The 26,863-nt window shown below is 64.8% G+C and carries 24 protein-coding genes and 1 pseudogene; 20 read left to right on the forward strand and 5 right to left on the reverse strand.

Annotated elements, in window-relative coordinates; genetic code table 11:
- The first annotated feature begins 5 nt into the window (after positions 1–5).
- The 5 genes from aroC to nusB all read left to right on the forward strand — a co-directional run bounded on the left by aroC (position 6) and on the right by nusB (position 3,935).
- A complete protein-coding gene (aroC, locus tag AC4D1W_RS10755; protein ID WP_490898729.1) occupies positions 6–1,205 on the forward strand; it encodes a chorismate synthase in 1,200 nt (399 codons plus the stop codon).
- A 41-nt stretch (positions 1,206–1,246) separates the two neighbouring features.
- Positions 1,247–1,762 carry a shikimate kinase gene (locus AC4D1W_RS10760; protein ID WP_490898730.1) on the forward strand — a complete coding sequence of 172 codons (516 nt, stop codon included), beginning with the start codon at positions 1,247–1,249 and terminating at the stop codon, positions 1,760–1,762.
- Positions 1,752–2,843, forward strand: a complete 1,092-nt coding sequence (gene aroB, locus AC4D1W_RS10765) for a 3-dehydroquinate synthase (RefSeq protein ID WP_490898731.1) — start codon at positions 1,752–1,754, stop codon at positions 2,841–2,843. The genes AC4D1W_RS10760 and aroB overlap by 11 nt, the downstream gene beginning before the upstream one ends.
- A gap of 121 nt (positions 2,844–2,964) precedes the next feature.
- Positions 2,965–3,528 (forward strand): elongation factor P, encoded by a 564-nt coding sequence (gene efp, locus AC4D1W_RS10770; RefSeq protein ID WP_490891646.1) that lies wholly within the window; start codon positions 2,965–2,967, stop codon positions 3,526–3,528.
- Entirely contained in the window at positions 3,525–3,935 is a 411-nt protein-coding gene (nusB, locus tag AC4D1W_RS10775; RefSeq protein ID WP_490891645.1) for a transcription antitermination factor NusB, read from the forward strand. The genes efp and nusB overlap by 4 nt, the downstream gene beginning before the upstream one ends.
- A gap of 56 nt (positions 3,936–3,991) precedes the next feature.
- Here nusB and AC4D1W_RS10780 read toward each other — a convergent pair whose 3' ends face one another.
- Entirely contained in the window at positions 3,992–5,263 is a 1,272-nt protein-coding gene (locus AC4D1W_RS10780) for a PrsW family intramembrane metalloprotease (protein WP_490898732.1), read from the reverse strand.
- Between the two features lie 99 nt (positions 5,264–5,362).
- On the opposite strand from AC4D1W_RS10780, the gene pyrR reads away from it, so the two are divergent.
- The 13 genes and pseudogenes from pyrR to AC4D1W_RS10845 all read left to right on the forward strand — a co-directional run bounded on the left by pyrR (position 5,363) and on the right by AC4D1W_RS10845 (position 20,182).
- The gene (pyrR, locus tag AC4D1W_RS10785) at positions 5,363–5,938 is read left to right on the forward strand and encodes a bifunctional pyr operon transcriptional regulator/uracil phosphoribosyltransferase PyrR (protein WP_490891642.1); all 576 of its coding nucleotides are present in this window, start codon (positions 5,363–5,365) and stop codon (positions 5,936–5,938) included.
- Positions 5,935–6,933 (forward strand): aspartate carbamoyltransferase catalytic subunit, encoded by a 999-nt coding sequence (locus AC4D1W_RS10790; protein WP_490891641.1) that lies wholly within the window; start codon positions 5,935–5,937, stop codon positions 6,931–6,933. The genes pyrR and AC4D1W_RS10790 overlap by 4 nt, the downstream gene beginning before the upstream one ends.
- The gene (locus tag AC4D1W_RS10795; RefSeq protein ID WP_490898733.1) at positions 6,930–8,249 is read left to right on the forward strand and encodes a dihydroorotase; all 1,320 of its coding nucleotides are present in this window, start codon (positions 6,930–6,932) and stop codon (positions 8,247–8,249) included. Before AC4D1W_RS10790 ends, AC4D1W_RS10795 begins: the two co-directional genes overlap by 4 nt.
- A gap of 3 nt (positions 8,250–8,252) precedes the next feature.
- The gene (locus AC4D1W_RS10800; RefSeq protein WP_490891639.1) at positions 8,253–8,783 is read left to right on the forward strand and encodes a PH-like domain-containing protein; all 531 of its coding nucleotides are present in this window, start codon (positions 8,253–8,255) and stop codon (positions 8,781–8,783) included.
- On the forward strand, positions 8,780–10,024 hold the full coding sequence (gene carA / locus AC4D1W_RS10805; protein ID WP_490898734.1) for a glutamine-hydrolyzing carbamoyl-phosphate synthase small subunit: 1,245 nt from the start codon (positions 8,780–8,782) through the stop codon (positions 10,022–10,024). Before AC4D1W_RS10800 ends, carA begins: the two co-directional genes overlap by 4 nt.
- The gene (carB, locus tag AC4D1W_RS10810) at positions 10,025–13,336 is read left to right on the forward strand and encodes a carbamoyl-phosphate synthase large subunit (protein WP_490891637.1); all 3,312 of its coding nucleotides are present in this window, start codon (positions 10,025–10,027) and stop codon (positions 13,334–13,336) included.
- Between the two features lies 1 nt (position 13,337).
- Positions 13,338–14,186, forward strand: a complete 849-nt coding sequence (pyrF, locus tag AC4D1W_RS10815; RefSeq protein WP_490898735.1) for an orotidine-5'-phosphate decarboxylase — start codon at positions 13,338–13,340, stop codon at positions 14,184–14,186.
- A 98-nt stretch (positions 14,187–14,284) separates the two neighbouring features.
- Positions 14,285–14,620, forward strand: coding sequence for an integration host factor, actinobacterial type (mihF, locus tag AC4D1W_RS10820; RefSeq protein ID WP_490891635.1), 336 nt, complete (start codon positions 14,285–14,287; stop codon positions 14,618–14,620).
- 14 nt (positions 14,621–14,634) lie between these two features.
- Positions 14,635–15,204 carry a guanylate kinase gene (gene gmk, locus AC4D1W_RS10825; RefSeq protein ID WP_490898736.1) on the forward strand — a complete coding sequence of 190 codons (570 nt, stop codon included), beginning with the start codon at positions 14,635–14,637 and terminating at the stop codon, positions 15,202–15,204.
- Between the two features lie 44 nt (positions 15,205–15,248).
- A complete protein-coding gene (rpoZ, locus tag AC4D1W_RS10830; protein WP_309070006.1) occupies positions 15,249–15,509 on the forward strand; it encodes a DNA-directed RNA polymerase subunit omega in 261 nt (86 codons plus the stop codon).
- Between the two features lie 24 nt (positions 15,510–15,533).
- Positions 15,534–16,772 (forward strand): annotated as a pseudogene (gene coaBC, locus AC4D1W_RS10835) (bifunctional phosphopantothenoylcysteine decarboxylase/phosphopantothenate--cysteine ligase CoaBC); the annotation flags it as partial.
- 94 nt (positions 16,773–16,866) lie between these two features.
- Positions 16,867–18,081 carry a methionine adenosyltransferase gene (gene metK, locus AC4D1W_RS10840; RefSeq protein WP_490898737.1) on the forward strand — a complete coding sequence of 405 codons (1,215 nt, stop codon included), beginning with the start codon at positions 16,867–16,869 and terminating at the stop codon, positions 18,079–18,081.
- 16 nt (positions 18,082–18,097) lie between these two features.
- Positions 18,098–20,182, forward strand: coding sequence for a primosomal protein N' (locus AC4D1W_RS10845; RefSeq protein ID WP_490898738.1), 2,085 nt, complete (start codon positions 18,098–18,100; stop codon positions 20,180–20,182).
- Here the strand turns inward: AC4D1W_RS10845 and AC4D1W_RS10850 are convergent.
- Genes AC4D1W_RS10850 through AC4D1W_RS10865 form a run of 4 tightly spaced genes read right to left on the reverse strand, consistent with a single transcriptional unit; the run spans position 20,179 to position 23,972 of the window.
- The gene (locus AC4D1W_RS10850) at positions 20,179–21,288 is read right to left on the reverse strand and encodes a glycosyltransferase family 4 protein (protein ID WP_490898739.1); all 1,110 of its coding nucleotides are present in this window, start codon (positions 21,286–21,288) and stop codon (positions 20,179–20,181) included. The genes AC4D1W_RS10845 and AC4D1W_RS10850 overlap by 4 nt on opposite strands.
- Entirely contained in the window at positions 21,285–22,166 is an 882-nt protein-coding gene (locus AC4D1W_RS10855) for an alpha/beta fold hydrolase (protein ID WP_490898740.1), read from the reverse strand. Before AC4D1W_RS10855 ends, AC4D1W_RS10850 begins: the two co-directional genes overlap by 4 nt.
- Before the next feature lies 1 nt (position 22,167).
- Positions 22,168–23,004: an aldo/keto reductase gene (locus AC4D1W_RS10860; RefSeq protein ID WP_490891628.1), complete on the reverse strand. Its 837-nt coding sequence runs from the start codon at positions 23,002–23,004 to the stop codon at positions 22,168–22,170.
- Positions 23,005–23,060: 56 nt separating this feature from the next.
- Entirely contained in the window at positions 23,061–23,972 is a 912-nt protein-coding gene (locus tag AC4D1W_RS10865) for a sugar-binding transcriptional regulator (protein ID WP_490891782.1), read from the reverse strand.
- A gap of 212 nt (positions 23,973–24,184) precedes the next feature.
- On the opposite strand from AC4D1W_RS10865, the gene AC4D1W_RS10870 reads away from it, so the two are divergent.
- Both AC4D1W_RS10870 and AC4D1W_RS10875 read left to right on the forward strand, forming a co-directional pair.
- A complete protein-coding gene (locus tag AC4D1W_RS10870; protein ID WP_490898741.1) occupies positions 24,185–25,921 on the forward strand; it encodes a glycerol-3-phosphate dehydrogenase/oxidase in 1,737 nt (578 codons plus the stop codon).
- Between the two features lie 137 nt (positions 25,922–26,058).
- A complete protein-coding gene (locus AC4D1W_RS10875; protein WP_490891626.1) occupies positions 26,059–26,799 on the forward strand; it encodes an MIP/aquaporin family protein in 741 nt (246 codons plus the stop codon).
- The last annotated feature ends 64 nt before the right edge of the window (positions 26,800–26,863 follow it).

The raw sequence follows: 26,863 nt of genomic DNA on the forward strand, positions 1-26,863 counted from the left end.
GATGTATGTTGCGTTGGTTGACGGCCGGGGAATCCCACGGCCCTGCTCTGGTCGGAATCATCGAGGGAATGCCCGCAGGCGTTGAAGTAGCCAGTGAGGCCATTCAGGCCGCTCTGGCACGTCGCCGGTTGGGTTATGGTCGCGGTGCCCGCATGAAGTTCGAACAGGACCAGGTTCGGATCATCGGAGGTGTCCGCCACGGCCTGACACAGGGCGGTCCGGTGGCCATCGAGGTGGGGAACACCGAATGGCCCAAGTGGGAACAGGTCATGTCCGCGGATCCGGTCAACGCCGGCATTCTCAGGGATTCCGCGCGTAACGCTCCCCTCACCCGGCCCCGCCCCGGCCACGCTGATTTCACCGGCATGCAGAAGTACGGTTTCGATGAGGCCCGGCCGGTGCTGGAACGCGCAAGTGCGCGGGAAACTGCTGCGCGGGTAGCCCTTGGTACCGTCGCGGCTCAATTTCTTTCCGCTCTGGGCATCGAACTAGTCAGCCACACTGTCGCTGTTGCTTCCGTTGCCGTTCCGGAAGGATCGCCGCTTCCCGCACCCCGCGATCTCCTCGCACTGGATGAGGACCCGCTGCGCTGTTTCGACCGCGAGACGTCCACCGCGATGGTCGCCGAGGTGGACGCCGCTCACAAGGAGGGCGAAACCCTCGGCGGTGTCGTCGAGGTCCTGGCCTACGGTCTCCCTCCCGGACTTGGAAGCTACGTGCACTGGGACCGTCGCCTGGATGCGCGTCTGGCCGGCGCGCTCATGGGCATTCAGGCGATCAAGGGCGTTGAGGTCGGTGACGGTTTCGAGACCGCGCGACGTCGCGGATCGGCCGCTCATGACGAGATAGTCCGTGAGGAAACCGGGCGGATCGGCCGCTCAACCAACCGGGCCGGCGGTATCGAGGGCGGCATGAGCATTGGCGACGTCCTGCGAGTGCGCGCTGCGATGAAGCCCATTGCCACCGTCCCCCGTGCACTTCAGACAATCGACGTGAGTACCGGCGACGCCGCCAAGGCGCACCACCAGCGGTCCGACGTGTGCGCGGTCCCTGCGGCCGGAGTGGTTGCCGAAGCTATGGTCGCCCTTGTTCTTGCAGAAGCGGTAACGGAGAAGTTCGGCGGTGACTCGGTGGAGGAGACAAAGCGCAACCTCGATTCCTACCTCGAGAGCATCCCGGCGTCCCTGAATTCGGTCGCGCCCTGATGCTGCCGGCGGCTCATGGACCGCTGGTACTCATCGGCCTCATGGCCACCGGCAAATCGACCATCGGGCGGCGGATCGCCTCACGGCATGGCTGGCAATTCGTCGACACAGATGCCGTGATCGCCGCCCGGCATGGCCCCATACCGGCAATCTTCGCTGAACAGGGTGAGCCCGGTTTCCGGCGGATTGAGGCTGAGGTCGTTCGCGAAGTCCTTTCTGAAGCGGGTGCCGGCGCCGTTATCTCCCTCGGAGGAGGTTCGGTTCTCCACGACGACACGCGGCGCCTGCTGAAAGATGCCTTTGTGGTTTTCCTCGACGCCGATCTTGCAACGGTTCTGCCGCGGCTCGCCGGCAACACCGGCCGGCCTTTGTTGGCCGAAGACGCCGGCGGAACCTGGGCACGCCTTGACCGGGAACGTCGCCCGATCTACGAAGCACTGGCGGACGCGGTGATAGACACACGCGACGCTTCACCCGATACCGTGGTTGACCGTCTTGAGACGCAGCTGCACCGGACCATGTTTACTGAGGAAGGAACCTTCGGCAATGACCGCTGAATCTACTGCCATCCGCGTCACAGGCAGTACCCCGTCCGAGAACTACGACGTCGTGGTTGGACGTGGACTGCTGGACCGGTTGGCACCACTGCTGGGCGAGCGGGTCCGTCGCGTGCTGGTGATCCATCCCCGCGCCCTGCGATCGACAGGGGACACCGTGCGGGAGCAGCTGGCGGCGGAAGGATTCACCGCGGTCACGGCGGAGATCCCCGATGCCGAGGAAGGCAAGCACATTCAGGTGGCGGCGTTCTGCTGGCAGGTGCTCGGGCAGAATGATTTCACGCGGTCTGACGCAATTGTGGCCGTCGGGGGAGGTGCTGTCACCGACGTCGCCGGCTTTGTGGCAGCGACCTGGCTTCGCGGCGTCAAGGTGGTACATCTGCCCACCACGCTGCTTGGCATGGTCGATGCAGCTGTGGGCGGCAAAACCGGGATCAACACCGCAGAGGGGAAGAACCTCGTGGGTGCCTTCCACCCGCCGGCGGGTGTGCTCGCCGATCTGGACGCGCTGCAGACACTCCCCACCAACGAGCTGATCACCGGCATGGCCGAAGTTGTGAAGTGCGGGTTCATCGCCGATCCACGCATCCTCGAGTTGGTCGAATCCGACCCTGAGGCCGTCAAGGACCCGACCAGCGATGCCGTCCGAGAACTGGTCGAGCGTTCAATCGCGGTCAAAGCCGCGGTCGTGTCGGAGGACCTCAAGGAATCCGGGCGGCGGGAATTCCTGAACTATGGCCACACGCTGGCGCACGCGATCGAGCTGGCGGAACGGTACTCCTGGCGGCACGGCGCAGCCGTTTCGGTGGGCCTCGTCTTCGCGGCGGAGCTCTCCCGCATGGTCGGCCGGCTTGACGACAAGACCGCGGACAGGCACCGCGCCATCCTGGAAACACTCGGTCTTCCGGTGACCTACCGGCGGGACCGCTGGGCAGCGCTCCTGGACGGCATGCGGCGGGACAAGAAGGCACGCGGTGACCTGCTGCGTTTCGTAGTGCTCGACGGCGTCGCCCGCCCCGGAATCCTTGAGGTGCCGGACACATCACTCCTGTTCGCCGCGTACCAGGAGATCGCTTCCTGATCCGGTTCCATCCGGCAGGGTAGACTGGACTCTGGTCTTTTGGCGGGCGAATCCTGAGCAGTCGTGCACTGCGCCTGCTGCGACGTAAGCCAAACATCAGTCAATCGACGAAAGAGAATCCGTGGCCACCACGAACGACATCAAGAATGGCACCGTCCTCAAGCTCGAGGGCAACCTCTGGAATGTGCTTGAGTTCCAGCATGTGAAGCCCGGCAAGGGTGGCGCTTTTGTCCGCACCAAGCTCCGCAACATCCTCTCGGGCAAGGTTGTCGACAAGACCTTCAACGCCGGCCTCAAGATCGAGACCGCCACCGTGGACCGCCGCGACTACCAGTACCTGTACAAGGACGGCGACGACTTCGTGTTCATGGACACGACGGACTACGACCAGATCACCGTCCCGGGTGCAACCGTGGGCAACGCCGAGAACTTTATGCTCGAGAGCCAGATGGCAACGATCGCCATGCACGAGGGTTCAGCGCTTTACCTTGAGCTGCCGCCGTCGGTTGTTCTTGAAATCACGTACACCGAACCGGGCCTTCAGGGCGACCGTTCGACCGGCGGCACCAAGCCTGCCACTGTCGAAACCGGATATGAGATCCAGGTGCCGCTCTTCCTGGAAACCGGTACCAAGGTCAAGGTAGACACCCGCTCCGGTGAGTACCTGGGACGCGTCAACGAGTGAGCGCACGTAGCAAAGCACGGCGTCGGGCGCTGGATATCCTGTTCGAGGCCGAGCAGCGGTCCGTGTCGCCTATCGAGGCACTGCAGGGCCGCCGCGAAAAGACGGACACCGTCATCAACGAGTACTCCGTGGAGATCATTGAAGGCGTGATGGCCCACGGCGCGCAGATCGACGAATTCCTGAGCACCTATTCGCAGGGCTGGACGCTCGACCGGATGCCTGCCGTGGACCGGATGATTCTGCGAGTCGGATCCTGGGAGTTGCTGTACAACGAGGACGTGCCGGACACTGTCGCTGTCAGCGAGGCCGTGCAGCTTGCAACCATGCTGTCGACAGACGAGTCACCCGCCTTCATCAACGGCCTGCTCGGCCGTCTTCAGCAGCTTAAGCCCACTCTGCTGGCGTAGTCCGCGGACTGACCAGCGTCGGACTTCGTTCGTGTCCGGACAAGCGCGCCGGTATGTCAGAATCGGCGCGCAGACGCCGCGGAGATGATTTGCCGGCGGGCCGCGTTGAGGTCGTGAAGCAGGTGTACTTCCAGGGCCGGATCCGAACCGCTGGCATGGCCGGCTCGCAATCGTTGGCGCACGAAAGCCAGCCGCACCGCTGTGCTGATAAAGCTTTTCATGGCGGGAGCGGCTCCTACCCGTCGGGCCCAGGCGAGTGCCGATGAACGGCCACGCGGCGAAGCCACCATGTCTACCTCCTGCCCCGTGATCCAGCCGGAGCGGGCGTATTCGGCGAGCCGTTGGTGGGTCACGGCGCGTTCGGCGCGACGGAGAGCGAATACAACCGCGATCACAGCGATGAACAGCGGCACCTGAACCAGGAAGTAGAACGAGAAGAAGTCTGTGAAGAGGACCACCAGTCCGCCGTTCCACAGCATGTGACCGGCAACCGCGGGGATAAGGCCGATCACGAATGCAACGACCAGTCCACCCCTGGTGCGGCCTTTCGCGACCGCCATTCCCAGTACGAGACCCAGCGCGCCGGTAAACATCACGTGGGCAAAGGGTGAGAACAGCCCGCGCATCACAAACACCGTGATCAGTCCGCCGAGTCCGGCCGGGTCAGTGAGTGCTGACCCGAAGTACAACACGTTCTCGGTGAAGGCGAATCCCGCAGCAATGGTGCCGGCGTAGACAATGCCGTCGACGGGCCCGTCAAAGTGGCTGCGACGGGAGAGAGCGAGGATGAGGACGCCCAGGCCCTTCGCCAGTTCTTCGACGATCGGGGCCTGGAAGACCGGACCCACAATGTCGGGACCCGCTCCGCTGAAACCCGCACTGAGAAGCATGGTGGTGACGGTGGGGCCGAGCAGGAATGTGACGCCGACCGACATTCCGGCACCCCACAGGAAGGCGAAGGCCAGTGCTCCACGGGGCTCGGGGTCCCAGCGGTCCACCCACCGTATCCCGACCAGACAGATGGTGAGCGGTACCAGTGCCAGTGCGGCGCAGAGAGCAAGCGCGGCGGGCCCGAGCTGTGCAGCAACCATCGCGGCCACACCGGCAAGGACCAGCGCCGCGCAGATGAGCAACAGGGCATTGACGACGGCGTAGCGCGGCGGGTAGGCACGCTTCCTAACAGGCGGGTTCAGGCCCGCGTGGACCTCGGGGGATGGCGGAACCGGGGGCCCGGGGTGTACCTGCTGCCACATTCCCAGAGGCGGCTGCTCTCCTGAAAGGACCTCGCCGCCCGGTTCCGTGTACGCACTCCCGGAGTTCATACTCATCCACACAGGATAGGTGCCCGGGATGCCTATGGTAGTTTTGAAGCCGCACCCAACCCCTTTAAAGGCCGTCCTGTGAGGCGGAGAAGGAGGACGCGTTCCATGAGTGTATCCAGCCCTGAATCCGGAGGGTCCGTGTTCCGTACGGTCCTCGGTGATGCTGATATTGACCGGGCCCTGACCCGGATCGCCCACGAGATCCTCGAAGCCAACAAGGGCTCCCGGGACCTTGTGCTACTGGGCATTCCCCGCCGGGGGTTCCCGCTCGCCCAGCGGTTGGCGCGCAAAATTGCGCGCACCGATCCTGCTGTGGATCCCGAGCGCATGGTGGGCCGCCTCGACGTCACGATGTTCCGTGATGACCTGCGCAAGCATCCAACCCGCCCGCCCGGCCCCACCAAGCTCCCTCCCGCCGGCATCGACAACAAGGTTGTGGTGCTGGTGGACGACGTGCTCTATTCCGGCCGCACCATCCGCGCCGCCCTGGACGCGATCGTCGACATCGGCCGGCCGCGGATCGTCCGCCTCGCCGTGCTGGTGGACCGTGGACACCGCGAACTGCCCATCCGCGCCGACCATGTCGGAAAGAATCTCCCCACCTCCTCCGCCGAGAAGGTCCGCGTGAGGATCAGCGAGGTTGACTCCGTCGACGAAGTAGTGATCGAGGGTCCGGCATGAAGCACCTCCTGTCCACAGAGAGTCTGACGGGCACCGACGCAATCCGTATTCTCGATACAGCCGAGGAAATGGCCGAGGTCGGTGAAAGGGAAGTCAAGAAGCTTCCAGCGCTGCGTGGACGCACCGTCGTCAACCTTTTCTTCGAGGACTCGACCCGGACCCGAATTTCGTTCGAAGCGGCAGCGAAGCGGCTGTCGGCGGACGTGATCAATTTCGCCGCCAAGGGTTCTTCGGTGTCCAAGGGTGAATCGCTCAAGGACACAGCGCAGACCCTCGAGGCTATGAGCGCCGATGCTGTGGTCATCAGGCACTGGGCATCCGGGGCTCCCGCGAGGCTTGCCGCCTCGGACTGGATCGACGCGGCTGTGATCAATGCCGGCGACGGTACTCATGAGCATCCAACCCAGGCCCTGTTGGATGCGTTCACGCTCCGTCGGCACTGGTCGAAGGTTGCCGGTCGTCCCTCCCTTGGTGAAGATCTACGGGGGTTGCGCATCGCAATCGTGGGGGACGTCCTGCACTCCCGGGTCGCCCGTTCCAACCTGTGGCTCCTTACGACGCTCGGTGCGGAGGTAACGCTCGTTGCGCCTCCCACGCTGGTCCCTGTCGGCATCGGCGACTGGCCGTGCAGGGTCAGCTTCGACCTCGATGAGGTCCTTGCAACCGGCCCCCACGCGATCATGATGCTCAGGGTGCAGGGCGAGCGGATGAACGCCGCGTTCTTCCCTTCCACCCGTGAGTACACCCGCACCTGGGGGTTCGACGACGAGCGGCTGGCTACGCTCGAGGCATCGGCGGGCAAGGACACGATCATCATGCATCCGGGTCCCATGAACCGCGGCCTTGAAATTTCGTCAGCTGCGGCCGACTCACCCCGCTCAACGGTCCTTGCACAGGTACGTAACGGCGTATCTGTTCGGATGGCCGTCCTCTATCTACTGCTGTCGGGCGATGACTCCGCACAGCCAACCCCCGCCCAGGAGGCAACAGTATGAGCACCCGTTACCTGATCAGGGGCGCCACGACCGCAAGCGGTGAGACGGGCGTTGATGTACTGATTGCAGACGGTCGCATCGCCGAGCGGGGACGGTCATTGTCGGCAGGGGGCGCCGTCGTCGTGGACGCTGGCGGGCTGGTCCTGCTGCCGGGCATGGTGGATATCCACACACACCTCCGCGAGCCCGGCCGCGAAGATTCCGAGACGGTGGAGACCGGCACACGTGCGGCTGCCATGGGCGGCTACACGGCGGTGCACGCCATGGCCAACAGCATGCCGGTTGCCGATACGGCCGGCGTGGTGGAGCAGGTCCACGCGCTGGGCCGGCGTGCCGGTTGGGTCGACGTCCGGCCCGTCGGAGCCGTCACGGTGGGCCTTGCGGGGGAGAGGCTCGCAGAACTCGGAGCCATGGCGCAATCCCGGGCGGGAGTTCGCGTCTTCTCGGATGACGGCATCTGCGTCTCCGATCCAGTGCTGATGCGCCGCGCGCTCGAGTACGTGAAAGCGTTCGACGGCGTTGTCGCCCAGCACGCGCAGGAACCGCGCCTCACCGAGGGTGCCCAAATGAATGAAGGTTCGGTGTCCGCTGTCCTGGGCCTGGCCGGCTGGCCCGCGGTTGCCGAGGAAAGCATCATCGCCCGGGACGTCCTGCTGGCCCAGCACGTCGGCTCGCGCCTGCACGTCTGCCATGTGTCGACGGCCGGCTCGGTCGAGATCATCCGATGGGCGAAGCAGCGCGGCGTCAACGTGACTGCCGAAGTCACGCCGCACCATCTCTTGCTCACCGATGAGCTCGTCCGCACGTGGAACCCGGTGTACAAGGTCAACCCGCCCCTGCGCACTGACAACGACGTCACGGCTCTCCGTGAGGCGCTGGCCGACGGGACCATCGACGTCATCGGTACGGACCACGCCCCGCATCCTTCCGAACACAAGGAGTGCGAATGGGCTCAGGCCGCCATGGGAATGACGGGTCTTGAGACCGCGCTGTCCGTGGTGCAGCACACCATGATCGAGACGGGGCTGATGGACTGGTCGCGCTTCGCAGAGGCAACGTCCATCCTTCCCGCAAGAATCGGCCGGGTGGCAACGCAGGGAACACCGCTGGAATCCGGGGAGATGGCGAATCTCACACTGGTGGATCCCTCCGCCCGGTGGACAGTCGATCCCCATAGGATGGCTACCAAGGGACGTAACAGTCCCTTCGCCGGCCTCGAGCTGCCAGGCGCAGTCATCGCAACCTTCTTCGCCGGGCATCCCACGGTGCTGGAGGGGCGGCTCAATACACCGCATCCCGATGTGCAAGGGGACTGAAGCGTGGACATAGCTACAACCGCCATTGTTTCCTCACTGGTTGCCATCGTGCTGCTGATTGGTCTCATGGCTCTTGGCTGGCGTAGCCGGCTGAGGCGCCAGCAAGCAGTGCAGGCGCCGCCCAACGCCCCGGAGGATCCCGGGGCGCCCCTCTACGCCGCTGAAGGCCAGTACGTGGTCACCACAACCGGGGGAGACTGGCTGGACCGCATCACCGCGCACGGTCTCGGGAACAAGGCAACGGCAACCGCCGCCGTCTACCCACATGGCCTCCTGTTCGACCGTTCCGGTGACACCGAGGTGTACATCGCCAGGAAGAACCTGACGGGCGTGCGACTGGAGCGGGGCATGGCCGGAAAGTTCGTCGAAAAGGACGGACTGGTGGTGGTGTCCTGGACGATGGATTCACAGACGTTCGATACCGGTTTCCGAACCAGGTACGCCGCGGACAAGACGCAGCTCCTGGCAGCGATCAGTGCACTGATCGAGGACACCGATCCCCTCAACAACCCCACAAGCAAGGAAGTACAGTGACAACACACGCGGGAGTAACAGGAGCCGGTGCCGCGGCGGTTTTGGTCCTTGAGGACGGTCGGACGTTCCGGGGACAAAGCTACGGCGCGCTCGGCACGGCGCTTGGCGAAGCGGTCTTCGCGACCGGCATGACCGGCTACCAGGAAACGATCACGGACCCGTCCTACGCGCGGCAACTCGTGGTCCAGACGGCGCCGCATATCGGTAATACCGGTGTGAACCGCGACGACGCCGAGTCCCGCCGGATCTGGGTAGCCGGCTACATCGTGCGCGACGCAGCACGACGTCCGTCCAACTGGCGCTCGGAGAAAAGCCTTGACGACGAGCTGGTCGAGCAGGGCGTCGTCGGGATCCAGGGCGTCGATACGCGTGCCATCACCCGCCACCTGCGCGAGCGCGGCGCCATGAAAGCCGGCATCTTTTCCGGAGCTGACGCGGACCGCAGGGACGTTGAGCTGCTTGCAGAGGTAAACGGCCAGCGCAGCATGGAGGGTTCACGGCTCGCGGAAGAAGTGAGCATCGACTCCCGCTACGTCGTCGAGCCTTCGGACCACGGCTGGGAAGGCGAGCCCCGGTTCACCGTCGCTGCGCTGGACCTCGGAATCAAAGCCATGACTCCCAAGCACTTCGCCGAGCGCGGCGTGCGCACAGTCGTGCTGCCCGCGGACGCAACATACGACGACGTCGCAGCGGTAGGTGCCGACGGTGTCTTTATGTCGAACGGTCCCGGAGACCCCTCCACCGCCGATGCCCAGGTTTCGCTGCTGCGCCAGGTCCTCGACGCGAAAAAGCCGTTCTTCGGTATCTGCTTCGGCAACCAGATCCTCGGCCGCGCTCTGGGCTTCGGCACCTACAAGCTGCGCTACGGACACCGTGGGATCAACCAGCCCGTGCTCGACCGGCGCACCGGCAAGGTCGAGATCACCAGCCAGAATCACGGCTTCGCCGTGGATGCGCCGCTCGACGGGCCGGTTACCGCCCCCGAGGAGCGCTTCGGACAGGTTGAGGTGAGCCACGTGAGCCTCAATGACGACGTCGTCGAAGGCCTGGCGTGCCTGGACCTGCCGGCGTTCTCCGTGCAGTACCACCCGGAAGCGGCGGCCGGTCCGCACGATTCCGCATACCTGTTCGACAGGTTCATCGACCTCATGGCCGAGGCTGCCCGCACGGGCGGCGGCTCTAACGAGCTTGATGCTTCAGAGGTCTCCAAAGCTCCCACCCCCGCGCAGGAAGAAAACTAGATGCCCCGCAGAACCGATCTCACCTCCGTCCTGGTCATCGGATCGGGACCCATCGTCATCGGGCAGGCCGCCGAGTTCGATTACTCAGGCACCCAGGCGCTGCGCGTGTTGAAGGAGGAGGGCCTCCGGGTCATCCTGGTCAACTCGAACCCGGCAACGATCATGACCGATCCGGAGTTCGCCGACGCAACCTACGTTGAGCCGATCACTCCGGAAGTAGTCGAGAAAATCATCGCCAAGGAACGCCCCGACGCGATCCTTCCCACCCTCGGTGGCCAGACGGCGCTCAACACCGCCATCGCCCTGGACAAGAACGGCGTCCTGGAGAAGTACGGCGTGGAACTCATCGGCGCCAACATCGCCGCTATCGAACTCGGCGAGGACCGCGAGAAGTTCAAGGGCGTCGTGGAACGCTGCGGGGCCGAGTCGGCCCGGTCGCGCATCATCAACACGCTTGCTGCGGCGCTGGACGCAGCAGAGGACCTGGGCTACCCGATGGTGGTGCGCCCATCCTTCACCATGGGCGGCCTGGGTTCCGGTCTCGCCTACAACGAGCAGGACCTGCGCCGCATCGTGGGCCAGGGCCTGCAGTACAGCCCCACCAGCGAGGTGCTGCTCGAGGAGAGCATCCTCGGGTGGAAGGAATACGAGCTGGAGATGATGCGCGACAGGAACGACAACGTCGTCGTCGTCTGTTCGATCGAGAACTTCGACCCGGTAGGGGTCCACACCGGTGACTCCATCACCGTGGCTCCCGCGCTGACCCTCACCGACCGCGAGTACCAGCGCATGCGGGACATTGCCATCGCCGTCATCCGCGAGGTGGGCGTGGACACGGGCGGCTGCAACATCCAGTTCGCGGTGGAGCCTGACACCGGCCGCGTGGTGGTCATCGAGATGAACCCCCGCGTGTCCCGTTCCTCAGCCCTGGCATCGAAAGCCACCGGCTTCGCCATCGCGAAGATCGCCACGAAACTCTCCCTCGGATACACGCTTGACGAGATCCCGAACGACATCACCCGTCAGACCCCTGCATCCTTCGAGCCGACCCTCGACTACGTCGTGGTCAAGGTCCCGAGGTTCGCATTCGAGAAGTTCCCCGCGGCGGACCCGACGCTCACCACCACCATGAAGTCCGTCGGTGAGGCCATGGCCATGGGCCGCAACTTCACCGAGGCGCTCCAGAAGGCGCTGCGTTCACTTGAGCAGAAGGGGTCACAGCTGACGTTCGACTCGGTCAGCGAGTTTGATGTCCCCGAACTCATCGAGGCCGCCAAGCGCCCGACGACGGAACGCCTCTCCCAGGTCCAGCGTGCGCTGCTGGGCGGTGCAAGCGTCGAAGATCTCTACGAGGCCACCGGCATTGATCCCTGGTTTCTGGACCAGCTTGTCCTCCTCAACGAGGTGGCGGCTACCGTCCGCAAGGAGGGAATCAAGCCTGACACGCTGCGGCTGGCGAAGCGGCACGGCTTCTCGGACGAGCAGATCGGCCTCCTGACGCACACTCCGGAGGCTGTGGTGCGTGGAGTGCGCCATGCACTCGATATCCGACCGGTCTTCAAGACCGTGGACACCTGCGCGGCCGAGTTCGCGGCGTACACCCCCTATCACTACTCCTCCTACGACGAGGAGGACGAGGTTGGCCTGCACGCCAAGCCGTCCATCATCATCCTCGGCTCCGGCCCGAACCGCATCGGACAGGGCATTGAGTTCGACTACTCGTGCGTTCACGCCACGATGGCGCTGCGCAAGGCCGGCTACGAGACCGTGATGATCAACTGCAACCCCGAGACCGTCTCCACCGACTATGACATCTCCACCCGGCTTTACTTCGAGCCCCTCACCCTTGAGGACGTGCTCGAAGTCATCGCGGCGGAGGAACGCACCGGCGGCGTCATGGGCGTTTTCGTACAGCTCGGCGGCCAGACTCCGCTGAAACTGTCCCAGGCTCTCGCCGACGCCGGTATACCGATCCTCGGTACCTCCCCTGAAGCCATCGACCTGGCTGAACACCGCGGTGAGTTCGCGCGGGTTCTGGCCGAAGCCGGACTGATTGCACCGAAGAACGGCACAGCTGTCTCCTTTGAGGACGCCCGCGCCATCGCCGACGAGATCGGCTACCCGGTCCTGGTCCGCCCGTCCTACGTGCTGGGCGGCCGCGGGATGGAGATCGTGTACGACGAGGCACACCTGTCCCGCTACATCTCCAACGCCACGGAGATCACCCCGGACCACCCGGTCCTGATCGACCGCTTCCTCGAAGATGCCGTGGAAATCGATGTGGATGCGCTGTACGACGGCAAGGACCTCTACCTTGGCGGAATCATGGAGCACATTGAGGAAGCCGGAATCCACTCCGGCGACTCCGCCTGCGTGCTGCCGCCGATCACGCTTGGAACCGATGTGCTCGAGCGGGTCCGAGTGGCAACCCATGCGATTGCCGAGGGCGTCGGCGTCCTGGGGCTCATCAACATTCAGTTCGCCCTCGCGTCCGATGTGCTCTACGTGCTTGAAGCAAACCCGCGCGCCTCACGCACGGTGCCGTTCGTATCGAAGGCAACAGGTGTGCAGATGGCGAAAGCCGCCGCCCTCATCGGCACCGGCGTCACCATCCACCAGCTCCGCACCGCGTACAAGATGCTGCCTGAGACCGGTGACGGCTCACGGCTGCCGCTGTCAGCTCCGGTGTCGGTGAAGGAAGCGGTGCTTCCATTCAGCCGATTCCGCACGCCGGAAGGCACCGTCGTGGACTCGCTCCTCGGTCCCGAAATGCGTTCCACGGGCGAGGTGATGGGAATCGACAAGCACTTCGATACCGCCTTCGCCAAGAGCCAGGCCGCAGCGAACAATGCCCTGCCGACACAGGGCAAGGTGTTTGTCTCCGTCGCCAACCGCGACAAGCGTTCGGTGATCATGGGCGTCAAGCGGCTCTCTGACCTGGGCTTCGAGATCGTTTCCACCGGCGGTACCGCCGACGTCCTGCGCCGCAACGGCATTCAGGCGACACCGGTCCGCAAGGTCGCCGAAGGCAGCAGCGCCGAAGGCGAGGGCACGATCGCGGATCTGGTGATTGGCGGTGAAATCGACATGGTGTTCAACACCCCGTCGGGCGGTGAGGCACGCAGCGATGGGTACCAGTTGCGCGCCGCAGCCACGTCGATCGGCATTCCGTGCATTACCACCGTCGCCGAGTTCAATGCGGCGGTCCAGGCGATCGAGGCATTGCGTACCTACCAGTGGTCCGTCACCAGCCTGCAGGACCACGCGCGCGCCATCCGCGGGGAAGCTGTTCCTGACCCGGTTGGAGCATAAGGTGACGTTCGGTCTGCGGCTGGATGCCGCCGTCGGGCGTTTCGGGAACCTGTGTGTGGGAATTGATCCGCACCCGGCGCTGCTTGCGGCGTGGGGGCTTCCCGATACGCCTGCCGGCGTCGACCGGTTCTCCGCGACGGTGCTGGATGCCGTCGCGGGCAGGGTTGCGATCATCAAGCCGCAGGTCGCCCTGTTCGAGCGATTCGGTTCGCAGGGAATGGCTGCGCTCGAGCGTTTGCTGGCCCGCAGCGCCGAGAGCGGGGTCCTGACCATCGCCGACGCCAAGCGCGGAGACATTGGGTCGACCATGGCCGGTTATGCCGACGCCTGGCTGCGCGACGGGTCCGCCCTGGCAGCTGATGCTCTCACGTTGAGTCCCTACCTCGGCTTCGAGTCGTTGCGCCCGGCGCTGACTGCGGCGCGGGAGTCGGGCCGCGGGGTGTTCGTCCTGGCGTTGACCTCCAACCCTGAAGGCGCGTCGGTGCAGCACGTGGGCGGCGAGAATTCAGTTGCCCGCCGGATCGTCGAGGCGGCCTCAGCCGAGAACGACGGCGGCGTCCCCGGCTCGGTCGGCCTGGTGATCGGTGCCACCGCCGGGGAAGCCGTGCGGCGCCTCAGCCTTGATCTCACGGCGCTGAACGGCCCCATCCTTGCCCCCGGAGTAGGGGCGCAGGGTGCCGGGCGGCAGGAGCTTCGCGACACCTTCGCCGGTGCCTCAGGTATCGTCCTGCCCAATTCGAGCAGGGAGATTCTTAGTGCAGGGCCCACGGTCGAGGGACTGCGCGAGGCCATCACGGCGACTCAGCGTTCGGTGGACCTGTCCGGCGACGGCCGTTCTGGGACGGATTGATTTTCGGCCAGCCGAGCAGATAGGTTCAGTGCAAGCCCAAACTCCAGACCCGTGACTGCCGGTGCTTGGCCGACGGTTCAACTGCCTAGGGAGCCCGAGTGAGCCTGAAGCCTCTCACTGATAGCGAACGAGCACTGGCGCGGGAAAAAGCAACGGCGGCGAGGGCCGCCCGAGCGGAGCTGAAGTCCCGGCTGAAGTCCGGCGAGATCACCGTCGCTGACGTTATCAACGGCTCCAGCCAGGACGAAGCCATCGGAAGGCTTCGGGTCCTGGACCTGTTGAAGGCATTACCCGGCGTGGGGGAGAAGCGGGCCGCAGGGATTATGGACGCCGTCGGAATCGCTGCCACCCGGAGGGTTCGGGGTCTCGGCATCCACCAGCGCAAGGCTCTCGTTGAGCATCTGATGCATCATCCGGCGAACAATCGCCACTAGAGAAGGAAGTATTCGTGAATCAGCCGCGGCTGACCGTGCTTGCGGGCCCAACGGCTGTGGGCAAAGGGACCGTTTCAACCTACATCCGCGACAACTACCCCGAGGTGGAGTTGTCCGTCTCGGCCACCACCCGTCCGCCCCGACCGGGTGAGACGGACGGCGTCCACTACCACTTCGTCTCACCTGAGGAGTTCGACCTCCTCGTGGAAAGCGGCCAGATGCTGGAGTGGGCGGTGGTGCACGGGCGTAACCGTTACGGCACACTGAGGCGCACGGTGATTGCGGCCATGGAAGCTGGAAAGACCGTTCTGCTGGAGATTGATCTCCAGGGAGCGCGGCAGGTCAAGAAGAACATGCCGGATGCCAATTTTGTGTTCCTTGCGCCCCCCAGCTGGGAGGAAATGGTGCGTCGCCTCGTCGGTCGGGGCACCGAAACTCCCGAGGAACAGCAGCAGCGCCTTGAAACCGCTAAACTGGAACTTGCTGCCGAACCGGAATTTGACCACACCGTGATTAATGACGACGTTCAGCGTGCAGCAGATGAGCTTGTTTCATTGATGGGCCTGACCGCGCACTCGCACTAAAGCACGCGCAGTAGCTTTACGGCCCAGCGACTATTGGAGATTTTGTGTCTACTCACCCCGAAGGCATCATCAACCCGCCGATCGACTCCCTGCTGGAGGCATCGGACTCGAAGTACGCCCTCGTGATCTACGGAGCCAAGCGCGCCCGGCAGATCAACGCATACTACTCGCAGCTGCATGAGGGCCTGTTCGAGTACGTTGGTCCGCTTGTTGAGACGAAGCTGAACGAGAAGCCGCTGTCCATCGCCCTGCGCGAGATCAACGAGGGCATGCTCGTCGCGGCCCCCGCCGAAGCTTCGGAGTAAGCCCCGACGGGCAGCAAAAACACCGACGTGCGTATCGTCCTGGGAGTTGGAGGAGGGATCGCCGCCTACAAGGTGGCGTCCCTCCTGCGTTTGTTCACTGAAGCCGGTCACAGTGTGACGGTCATACCCACCGAGGCAGCACAGCGCTTCGTGGGAACAGCAACCTGGGAAGCGCTCTCGGGTAATCCGGTCAGCAACAGCGTCTTCGACGCCGTCGACCAGGTGCGCCACGTCCGCCTGGGTCAGGAAGCCGATCTGGTGGTGGTTGCTCCCGCGACCGCTGACCTGCTGGCCCGTGCAACAGCCGGTATGGCTGACGATCTACTGACCGGCTCCCTCCTGGTGACCCGCGCACCGGTTGTCTTTGCACCGGCGATGCACACGGAAATGTGGCAGCATCCGGCCACCGTCGCCAACGTCGCGACGCTGAGGCAACGCGGCGCCGTCGTACTGGAGCCGGCCACCGGCCGCCTTACGGGCACGGACAGCGGCCCCGGCCGGCTGCCGGAGCCCGAAGCTATCTTCGCCGCCGCGCTGCAGGCAGTGGCAGCACCTGGAGATCCCGCCGCCCGGCCCTTGGCCGGCCGCACCGTCACCATCACTGCCGGCGGCACCCGCGAGCCGCTCGACCCGGTCCGTTTCCTCGGCAACCGGTCCTCGGGAAAGCAGGGTGTGGCTCTGGCCCAAGCCGCTCTCGAGGCAGGCGCGACGGTCCAGTTCATCGCTGCGCATATGGAGGTGCCGCTGCCGGCGGGTGTGGAACTGACGATCGTCGAGACCGCCGAAGAGTTGCGGGAGGCCACGCTGAAGCTGGCCCAGCAATCGGACGCCCTCATCATGGCGGCGGCAGTTGCGGATTTCCGGCCTGAAACCGTCTCGGACACCAAGGTCAAAAAGCGCGACGACGGCGAAAACCCCGTCATCACGCTTATCCGGAACCCCGATATCCTCGTCGAGACCGTGCAGCAGCGGCGCGCGCTTGGCTCACCCACGGTGATCGTGGGGTTCGCAGCTGAAACCGGTGACGACGACACCACACCGCTCGCGCACGGGATGCAGAAACTCGAACGCAAGGGCTGCGACCTGCTTATCCTGAACCGGGTGGGCAGGACCCTTGTCTTCGGCCAGGACTCCACCGAGATAACCATCCTGGATGCGGGAGGCGCTGAACCGGAGACCATCAGCGGCAGCAAGTCCAGCGTTGCCCAAGTGGTTGTCGCACGGGTCGCCGCAGCCCTCGATCCCGCGGGCCAGACCACCTGAGGGCTCCCGGCGCTCCCGCCGCCAGACCGCCGTCGTCGTAGTGCCCGGTCACACAAGCCGCTGGATACCTCACCCGACCAAGTAGAGTGATCACGTGAATTCACCCCATACGCCTAGCCCTTCCTTGCGATTGTTCACCTCGGAATCGGTGACGGAGGGCCATCCCGACAAGATCTGTGACCAGATCAGTGACGGCATCCTGGATGCGCTGCTGGAAGCGGATCCGCGCTCCCGTGTGGCGGTGGAAACCCTCGTGACCACGGGCCTTGTCCACGTCGCCGGTGAGGTCACCACTGACGCCTACGTCGAAATCCCCGAGATCGTCCGCAAGACCATCCTCGGGATCGGTTACGACTCCTCGGCGAACGGGTTCGACGGCGCGCGCTGCGGTGTATCGGTGTCCATAGGCCAGCAGTCGCCGGAGATCGCCTCCGGTGTGTTCACGTCACTCGAGACGCGCGAGGGTACCGGCACCGATGCCTACGATACGCAGGGCGCAGGCGACCAGGGCATCATGTTCGGGTATGCCAGCGACGAGACGCCCGTCCTGATGCCCACCCCCATCTGGCTGGCCCACCGGCTGTCCGAGCAGCTCACCGACGTACGGAAGAACGGCACGCTGTCTTACCTCCGTCCGGACGGCAAGACGCAGGTCACGATCGGTTACGACGGCGACAAGCCGGTCAGTGTGGACTCGGTGGTGATTTCCTCCCAGCACGCGCAGGGTGTCGATCTTGAGACCCTGCGTTCCGATCTGGTGGAACACGTGATCGCGCCGGTTCTCTCGACCTCCCACCTGGATATCTCGAATGTCCGGCACATCCTCAATCCCGGCGGAGAGTTCGTGATCGGCGGGCCGGTGGGTGATGCCGGCCTGACCGGGCGCAAGATCATCGTTGACACCTACGGCGGGATGGCACGCCACGGCGGCGGTGCGTTCAGCGGCAAGGACCCGTCAAAGGTGGATCGCTCGGCGGCGTACGCCATGCGTTGGGTGGCCAAGAACGTGGTCGCCTCCGGGCTTGCCCGCCGCGCGGAGATCCAGATCGCCTATGCCATCGGCATGGCGCACCCGGTCGGCATCTATGTGGAGACATTCGGAACCGAGCAGGTCGATCCCGCCGCAATCGGTTCGGCCATCACAGAGATCTTCGACCTTCGTCCCCTGGCCATCATCAATTCGCTTGATCTGCTCCGGCCGATCTATCAGAAGACCGCCGCACACGGGCACTTCGGGCGCGAGGGTGAGGGCTTTAACTGGGAGCTCACCGACCGCACTGATGAACTGAAGAGCTACTTCAACGCCTAGGAACCGCCTCGAGCCGATGAGTTCCAACAATGGGCAGCAGCTGTCGCTGCTGCAGGGCTTCACTGCACCGGCAGCACCCCGCGGGAAGTCCCCCGTTGCCGCCGGGCTGCCCGTCGCCCGGGTCATCATCGATTCACCGTTGCCGCATCTGGACCGTCCGTTCGATTACCTCGTGCCCGCGGATTACGACGACGACGCCGTCCCCGGCGCACGGGTGAAAGTCCGGTTCGCGGGCCGCGAGCACGCGGCGTTCCTGGTGGAGCGTCGAGCTGTCTCCGACAGCCCCGCGCGTTTGCTGCCCCTGACGAAGGTGGTCTCCGGTCAGCCGGTTGCCAGCCCCGAGATCCTGGCCTTGGCTGCCGCGGTCGCTGCCCGGTACGCCGGGTCCACCAGCGACGTCCTTCGATCGGCGGTGCCACCGCGTGTGGCCCGCGTGGAGAAGGAATTCAGCGCCGACCAGGTCGCGGGCGCCGCCGCCGGTAGCCACAGTGAAGAGGGCGGGGACTCACTTTTCGCCCGGTATGCCAATGGCAACCCGTTCCTGTCCCGGGTTGCCGCCGGTGAGAGTCCACGTGCGGTGTTGACGACACTGGCCGGTTATGGGCCGGCCGGCTGGCCGGAGGAGCTGGCTGAAGCGGTCCACGCAGCCTGGACGGTGGGGCGCGGCGCCGTCGTCGTTGTTCCTGACCAGCGCGACCTCATGCGGGTGGAAGAGGCGCTGCAGGAGCGCATCGGTCCGGACAGCTTTGTCCGCCTTACCGCAGAAGACGGCCCCACTCCGCGCTACCGCAACTTCCTCAGGCTCCTGCACGGGCAGGTCCGGGTGGCAGTGGGGACGCGGTCGGCAGCCTATGCGCCGGTACAGGATCTGGGACTCGTATGCCTCTGGGATGACGGCGATGAATCCCACAGTGAACCACGTGCCCCGTACCAGCACGCCCGCGACGTGCTTCTGCTGCGCAGCGAACTGCAGGACTGTGCCCTGCTCTTTGCCTCGGCCTCGCGAAGCGTTGAATCCCAGAGGCTGGTCGACAGCGGGTGGGCACAGTCCATTGAGGCGGACAGGCCGACCGTCCGGCAATTGACACCGCGTGTCCTCCACTCAGCGGACACGTACCACGCAGACCGGGAACCCCTGACGCACCAGGTCCGCATTCCTCCGGTGGCCTGGCGCGCAGCCCGCGACGGACTGCAGCGCGGGCCCGTCCTGATTCAGGTGGCGCGAACCGGTTTCTCGCCCGCGCTGGCCTGCGAGGACTGTCGGGAACCCGCACGGTGCAGACACTGCGCCGGTCCGCTGGCGCAGTCCGGCCGCGGGTCAACGGTCGCGTGCCGTTGGTGCGGACGTCCCGAACACGCGTGGCGCTGCCCGCACTGCTCCGGCGGCAGGCTTCGCTCCACAGTGAGCGGCGCCGCCCGGACCGCGGATGAGCTGGGACGGGCATTTCCCGGAGCCGTCGTCGTCTCCTCATCCGGTGACCACATTCTTGATGAGATTGACGATTCTCCCCGGGTGGTCGTGGCAACGCCGGGTGCCGAGCCGGTCTGCGCTTCAGGCTACGCCGCGGTGCTCCTGCTGGACGGGAATGCCCTCCTCGGCAGGGAATCCCTTCGCTCCCTTGAGAGCACGCTGCAGCGCTGGTTCAACGCGGCTGTGCTTGCCCGGCCCGCATCGGCGGGCGGTGTTGTAGTGGTGACCGCAGACGACGACGCCGCCGCCGGGCACCTCGTTCGTTGGGACCCAACCGGGGCCGCAGCACGCGAACTTGCTCTGAGAACTGAGCTGGGGCTGCCGCCGGCGGTGCGGTACGCAGCGCTGACCGGCTCGATGGAAGCACTGGCTGCCTTCATTGACGGACTGAACGTGCCGCCGTCGTGCAGGATGGTGGGACCGACGGCAGTGCGTGCGGCGGCGGGGCCACCGGCCGCGCAGAAGCCGGGCCAGCAGTCAGCAGCCGGTTCACATCGGACCCTGCTGTTCTTCCGCTACCGGGACGCTGCCAGTGTGGTCGGCGCCCTGCGCGCCCGTCGGGCCTCCCTCTCGGCCAGACGAACCACTGAGCCGGTGCATGTGCGGGTGGACGGCATCGACGTGCTCTAGTGCCTCTGTACCGGTGCGGTGCGGCCGCGTCGCCGGGCATGCAGATTGACGGCTTCTTCAAGGGCCGCGACGAGTGAGTCCGCTGAGGCCTCCCAGGAGAAGGTATTGGCCTGCGCACGGCCAGCTATGGACGCGCTTTTCCAGTGCAGCGGATCATCGAGCGACTGCACGGCGCCGGTGAATTCTTCGGGGGAGTCAGGGTCGACATACAGCGCTGCTGTTCCCCCGACCTCACGGAAGATCGGTGTATCCGCCGCAACTACGGGTGTGCCGAGCGCCATCGCCTCTATGACGGGAAGTCCGTAACCCTCGGCACGGGAAAGGGTTACAAGGGCCGTTGCGGATCGCAGCAGCCCTTCGTATTCATCGTCGCTGACACCATTGTGGAAGACCACTGTGGCTCCGGCAGGAACAATAGCTTGCAGCTCACGCTGGCGCTCGGGCGTGATCCGGCTCAGGAGGTGAAGTGTGTAATCGGGCAGCCCCGCCATTCCCGCCAGCAGGGTCTCGACGTTTTTATAGGGCATGAACGAGCCCATGTACAGCACGGACTTCTCGGGCGGAATGTCCGTCGACCGGGGCGTCGCTCCGGGCTGAGGCGCGTTGCCGACTATGCGGATCGGGCGCTGCGTCAGCCGGTGTCGCTGCATCAGGCTGCGCGTGGTCTCCGAAATGGTGGTGACGACGTCGGCACGGTTCAGCAGCAGCCGCTGCGGCCAGTAGGCCAGGTGGTACAGCCGCCAGAGAAGCCGGACAGGCAGCGGAAGGAACCCCGGGGGAGTGCGGTTCTGGTAGTAGATGAGGTCATGCAGTGTGAGGACCAGCGGGTAGCGGCGGCCGGCGGACCCCATTGTCTGCATGGGGCAGAACACTGCGTCGGCGTTGAGTCGGTTGATCCGTCGGGCCACGAACAGCTCAGCGGGGGAGAGGGGGCTGTTAATCAACACGTGCGGTACGTCCGGCAGCAGTGCCAGCTGGCGGCGATCGTGGATGAGCATGGTCACGTCAGTGCGGTGCGAGAGCGCCTCTATCAGGCTGGCGCCGTAGCGGCTGATGCCGTCATGGTGATCAAAGCGGGTGAACCTGGCGTCGATCACAACTTTCATGGAGTCCTCGCATTCACGAAATCGGTGATATGCCCGGCGGCGGTATCCGGCGTTTCGTAGTGGATGAGGTGACCCACCCCCGGAAGGACCACGAGCGTGGAATCGGGAATCAACGCCGCAAGCTCCTGTTGCGTCTGCACCGTGCCGAGATCGTCCTTTTCCGCAGCGATCAGGAGCACTGGCAGCCGCAACCGGGCGGCGCTGTCCCTCACGGTTGCGCTGATCGACGCTGTGAACGCTTGTAGCACTACATCGCGCGAGGCGAAGGCGCTGAAGTAGGCACGGTGCTGGGCATGGATCCACCGGCGCAGCGGGCGGTCCCGTGTCTTCGCCATCAGCTCGCTCATTGCGCGCACTATGGCCCGATTGCGCAGCAGCGCCTGCCCAGCCTGCTCGGGTAGGGCCGCTCCAAGGCGGTAATACAGCTCGGCCAGTCGGGTGGCAATCCGGCTTGCGCCTTCGAGGGCCGGTGCGCTGATCGGGTTGATCAGCACGAGAGCAGCGAAAGCGTCCGGAGCTTCCGCCGCTGCCCTGCTTGCAATGATGGATCCGAAGGAATGCCCCACGAGGACCGTCTCCGGACCGAGGGCGAGCTTCTCGACGCTGTTCCGGACGAATGCTGCGTAAGCCGCCACATCGTGCGTTCGTCCCAGGGGCTCGGACTCACCGAAGCCCGGAAGGTCGGGTGCGATTACGCGGTGGGCAGGAAGCGCCTCGATGATGCGCAGCAGCCCGTGGTGGTCACCCCGGAACCCGTGCACCATGAAGATCGGAGGGGCGTCAGGGGTCTCACGAGCCGCGGGGAAATCCCAGAACCGTTGACGCTTGCCGTCCAGGTACAGTGTTCGCACCGTCGCGGTGCGTGTCAGGATTACCACCTCAGTTGACCAGGTCCGGGTGGGAACCGACTCGGCTGTCCGTGTTGAGTTGTTCGATGGCGGTCATGTCGACGGCATCGAGCGTGAAGTCGTCGATGGAAAGATTCTCCGCGATCCTCTCCCGCGTGCTCGCCTTGACTACCGCCGTCCCACCGATCTGCAGATGCCAGCGGAGGATGACCTGTGCCGGGGAACGGGAATGTTTCGCGGCGATGTGCGTGATGGTGGAGTCGGTAAGCAGTGTCCCGCGGGCGAGCGGGCTCCACGCCTGGGTGAGAATGCCGTTTTCGGCATTGAACTCCCTGAGCCCCTGCTGCTGGAGGAGCGGGTGGAACTCGATCTGGTTGACTGCGGGCACAACTTCTGTCTGGGACATGAGCTTCTCGAGGTGGTGGCGCTGGAAGTTGGATACACCGATCGCCCGGACCTTGCCCCTGGCATAAAGCTCCTCCAGCGCCCGCCAGGAATCGACATACAGATCCTTGCCGGGGCACGGCCAATGGATCAGGTAGAGATCCAGGTAGTCAAGACCGAGGCGCTTGAGGGAGTCTTCGAACGCCGCAAGGGTGGCGCGGTAACCATGGCTGTCATTCCAGACCTTTGAGGTCACGAAGACGTCGCTGCGAGCAACATAGCCGGCACTGACGGCATCCCGGAGGGCATGGCCCACGCCCTCCTCATTGCCGTACATGGCCGCGGTGTCGAGCAACCGGTACCCGGCTTCGAGCGCAAGGGCGCAGAGTCCGTGGGCATCCTCCGAGGGAACCTTATAGAGACCGTAACCCAACCGGTCCAGCAGGACGCCGTTGGAGAGAGATACCTTGCCGGGTTTATGCATACTCTGACTTTACCGAGCGTGTCGGGCAGATGCGGTCGAGGCCGGCACGCGCCGGACTACGTCTGACGGACGAGCGCGCGTGCCGACCGTTCGTCCAGGATCAGGTCGGTGACCAGGCCGGCCGCGAGCGCTCCGCGCAGACCGTTGATCTTCGACTCACCGGACACGACGCAGATGCGCCGACTCACCTGTGCAAGCATCGCCAGGTCCGGACCGGTGCTTCGTTCATTGAGCACAATGTCGCTGTGCGAGCCGTCTGCACGGAAAAAGACGGTGGCCACATCGCCCACGACATCGTGCTCACGGAGGATGTCGAGATCTTCCTCGTCGAGGTAGCCGCCGGCGTACACATGGCTGGGTATACCGGAGCCGGTTGATCCGACGCCGAAGATCGCCATGGTCATCCGCTCCTGCAGGTCGAGGATCCGCCTGACGCTGCGCTCAGCCCACATCGCGGTCTTCGTCCCGGCGTGATCGAAGAAAGCCGGGACCGGAAACTGCTCAACCCGCGCACCATAGGCGGCACCGAAGCGCCGGAGGATTTCGCTGGCGTAGGTGATACCCGTGGTCTGGGTGTTGCCCGCGCCGTTCAGCTGAACGATAGTGCTGTCGTGCGTGGTCTTGCGCGTCAGGTGGTGACTCACGGCGCTGATTGTCGACCCCCAGGCGACGCCGATGATGGCGTTCGAATCGACGAGCGGACCAAGGGTCCGGGCAGCCTGGATGGCGACCCGGTCCAGCGCATCCGAATCGCTCACGAGATCCGTCACCGGAACCACATGCGCTTCCACACCGAAGCGGGTCCCGATCTCCCGTTCAAGTGCGGGCGCCCGGTCGAGGGGATTGTTGATCTGGATCTGGACGAGGCCCGTGTCGCGGGCCATGGAAAGAAGCCGCGACACGGTGGATCTCGAAGTCCGCAGTTCCCGCGCGATGGCGTTCATGGTCAGGTCCTGCAGGTAGTACATCTGGGCGGCTCGCAGGGCGTCGCGGCTGCGGGGCGGCGCGAGCTCGGTGGATGGGACATTTTCCCGGTCCGGGGTGGTTCGTGCAGGTGTGTTCACTGGTTTCTCCGGGAGAGTCTGCACGTTTGTGCAATGTGGTTGACGAATATTCCCAACGCTCCAAAGAATAGGTTGCGGAACCCGATTTGACCACTAGTTGAGGAGCCCCGCCGCCCGTGAGGAACAGCACCGGGCCGACGACGCCGTCGGCCGAACAAAACCGTCAAGCCCGCGACAGCGTCCAGGAGCTGAAGAATCGACCGAATACGTCCGTCCTCATCATCGGCGGCGGCATCAACGGGGTTGGGACGTTCCGGGACCTGTCGCTACAGGGTATCGACGTCACGCTCATTGAACGGGGTGACTACTGTCAGGGTGCCTCAGGAGCGTCCTCCCACATGATTCACGGCGGCATCCGCTACCTCGAGAACGGCGAGTTCCGACTGGTGCGTGAGTCCGTCGTCGAGCGCAATGCGCTGTTGAAGCTCGCGCCCCATTACGTCAAACCGCTCCAGACGACGATCCCGGTCTTCAGCACCTTCTCCGGCATCCTCTCCGCCCCGCTGCGATTCCTGACCCACCGCCAGGGTGCACACCGCGAGCGCGGCGCCGTTCTGATCAAGGCAGGGCTGACGCTTTACGACGCGTTCTCCCGCGCAGGCGGCACCGTGCCCCGCCACAAGTTCGTCGGGCGAAAGTCCTCCCTGGCTCAGCTTCCCAAGCTCCGCCCGGACGTGAAGTACACCGCCACCTATTTCGACGCCTCGGTGCACAACCCCGAGCGTCTGACCCTCGACGTCCTCAGGGACGGACTCGCCGCGAATCCCCGGTCCCGTGCTATCAACTACGTCAGCGCGGTGGGAAGCAACGCTGAGGGCATCGTTCTGCGCGACGAACTCACCGGTGACGTCTTTCCGGTTCAGGCGGACGTCGTCGTCAATGCCTCAGGCGCATGGGTGGACGGCACCAACAGCGCGCTGGGACAGCCGACCCGTTTCATGGGTGGGACCAAGGGGTCACATATCGTTCTCGACCACGCGGAGCTGCTGGCTGCCTGTGCGGGGAGGGAGATTTTCTTCGAGCACTCGGACGGGCGCATCGTCCTCATCTATCCCATGGGTGAGCGTGTGCTGGTCGGCACCACCGACATCGACACGGATATGGATACCCCAGCTGTCTGCACCGATGCCGAGATCGACTACTTCTTCGATCTGATTCATCACGTGTTTCCCACGGTACGGGTCGGGCGCGACAGTATCGTCTACAGTTTCTCCGGCGTTCGCCCGCTGCCCCGTCACGATGACACGCAGCCCGGCTTCGTATCCCGCGACTACCGGATCGAACGTGGAACCACTGCCGGGCGCCCCATGCTCAGCCTCATCGGCGGCAAATGGACCACCTTCCGCGCGCTCTCGGAACACCTCGCGGACGAGGTCCTCGGTCTGCTGCAGCGCAGCAGGACTGTATCCACTTCCGCTCTTCCGATCGGGGGTGGGCTGGGGTTCCCCCAGCAGCCGCTCGACGTCGCTGCCTGGATCGAAGCCAACGGCGCGGGGTTGCCCGCCGATCGGGTCAGGCTCCTGCTTGGCCGGTACGGCACGCGGGCGGCGGATGTCGCCGCTTTCATTGCGGCCGGTGAGGACATCCACCTGCACACCACGAAGGAGGTTTCAACCCGCGAACTCGAGTACATGGTGCGGCACGAACAGGTGCAGCACATTTCCGACGTCCTGATCCGGCGGACCGCGCTGGCCTTCGACGGGCTCGCCAGTGCCGAGCTCATCCATGAACTTGCGGATGTTTTGGGCGGTCTCCTCGGATGGTCGTCGTCCGACCGGAAGAACGAAGTCGAAGATACCCGCCGAATATTGCAGGAACAACACAAGGTAAGTGTGCATAGCTTGGTTGCGTAAGCATCCAGCAACCTCCGGTCGCCCGCGGGCAGCTGGAAAACAACGGCAGATTCTGCCGGAGGAGTAGCGCGGTGCCGCGACCATCACGGCACCGGGGCCAACGTGGCCTACCGTTTGAATAAGTAGAGGAGTCAAAGATGTCTCTGGAAGTATTCGTCGCCGAAATGTTCGGCACGTTCATGCTGCTGTTGCTTGGTACAGGAGTTGTGGCCAACGTCGCGCTGGCGGGAACCAAGGGCAACAACGGAGGGTTCCTGATGGTGAACTTCGGCTGGGGCCTTGGCGTCTTTGCCGGTGTTTTCGTCGCGGCGCTCTCAGGAGCCCACCTGAACTTCGCTGTCACGGTCGGCCTCTGGGTGAACGCGGACGTCGGGGAATTCGCTCCCGGCGTCGACAAGAACGTCATCAATGCACTGGCCTACTTTGGCGCGCAGATGCTCGGATCGATCCTCGGTGCCGTGGGTTGCTGGCTCGCATACAAGCAGCACTTCGACGCTGAGCCGGACCCCGCCAACAAGCTCGGCGTGTTCTCGACGGCCCCTGCCATCCGGTCGAACGCCTGGAACGTGGTGACTGAGATCATCGGTACCTTCGTTCTCGTATTCGTCATCCTGGCGTTCGCTTCAACCCCCTCAGGCCTGGGCCCGCTCGCGGTCGCCCTTCTCGTCGTCGGTATAGGTGCCTCGCTTGGCGGACCCACCGGGTATGCCATCAACCCCAACCGTGACCTCGGCCCCCGCATCGCGCACGCATTCCTCCCGATCAAGGGCAAGGGAGGCAGCGACTGGGGCTACGCCTGGGTTCCGGTTGTAGGACCGATCATCGGTGGCCTGCTGGGTGGTCTTGGCGCCATGCTCATCACCTACCCGGGAGTCTGAGCAACAACCAACCGGTGGTCCCGGCCGATCCGGGGACACCGCCGTCGCATACAACAGCACCACA

This window comes from Arthrobacter sp. TJ-170 (assembly GCF_058269305.1).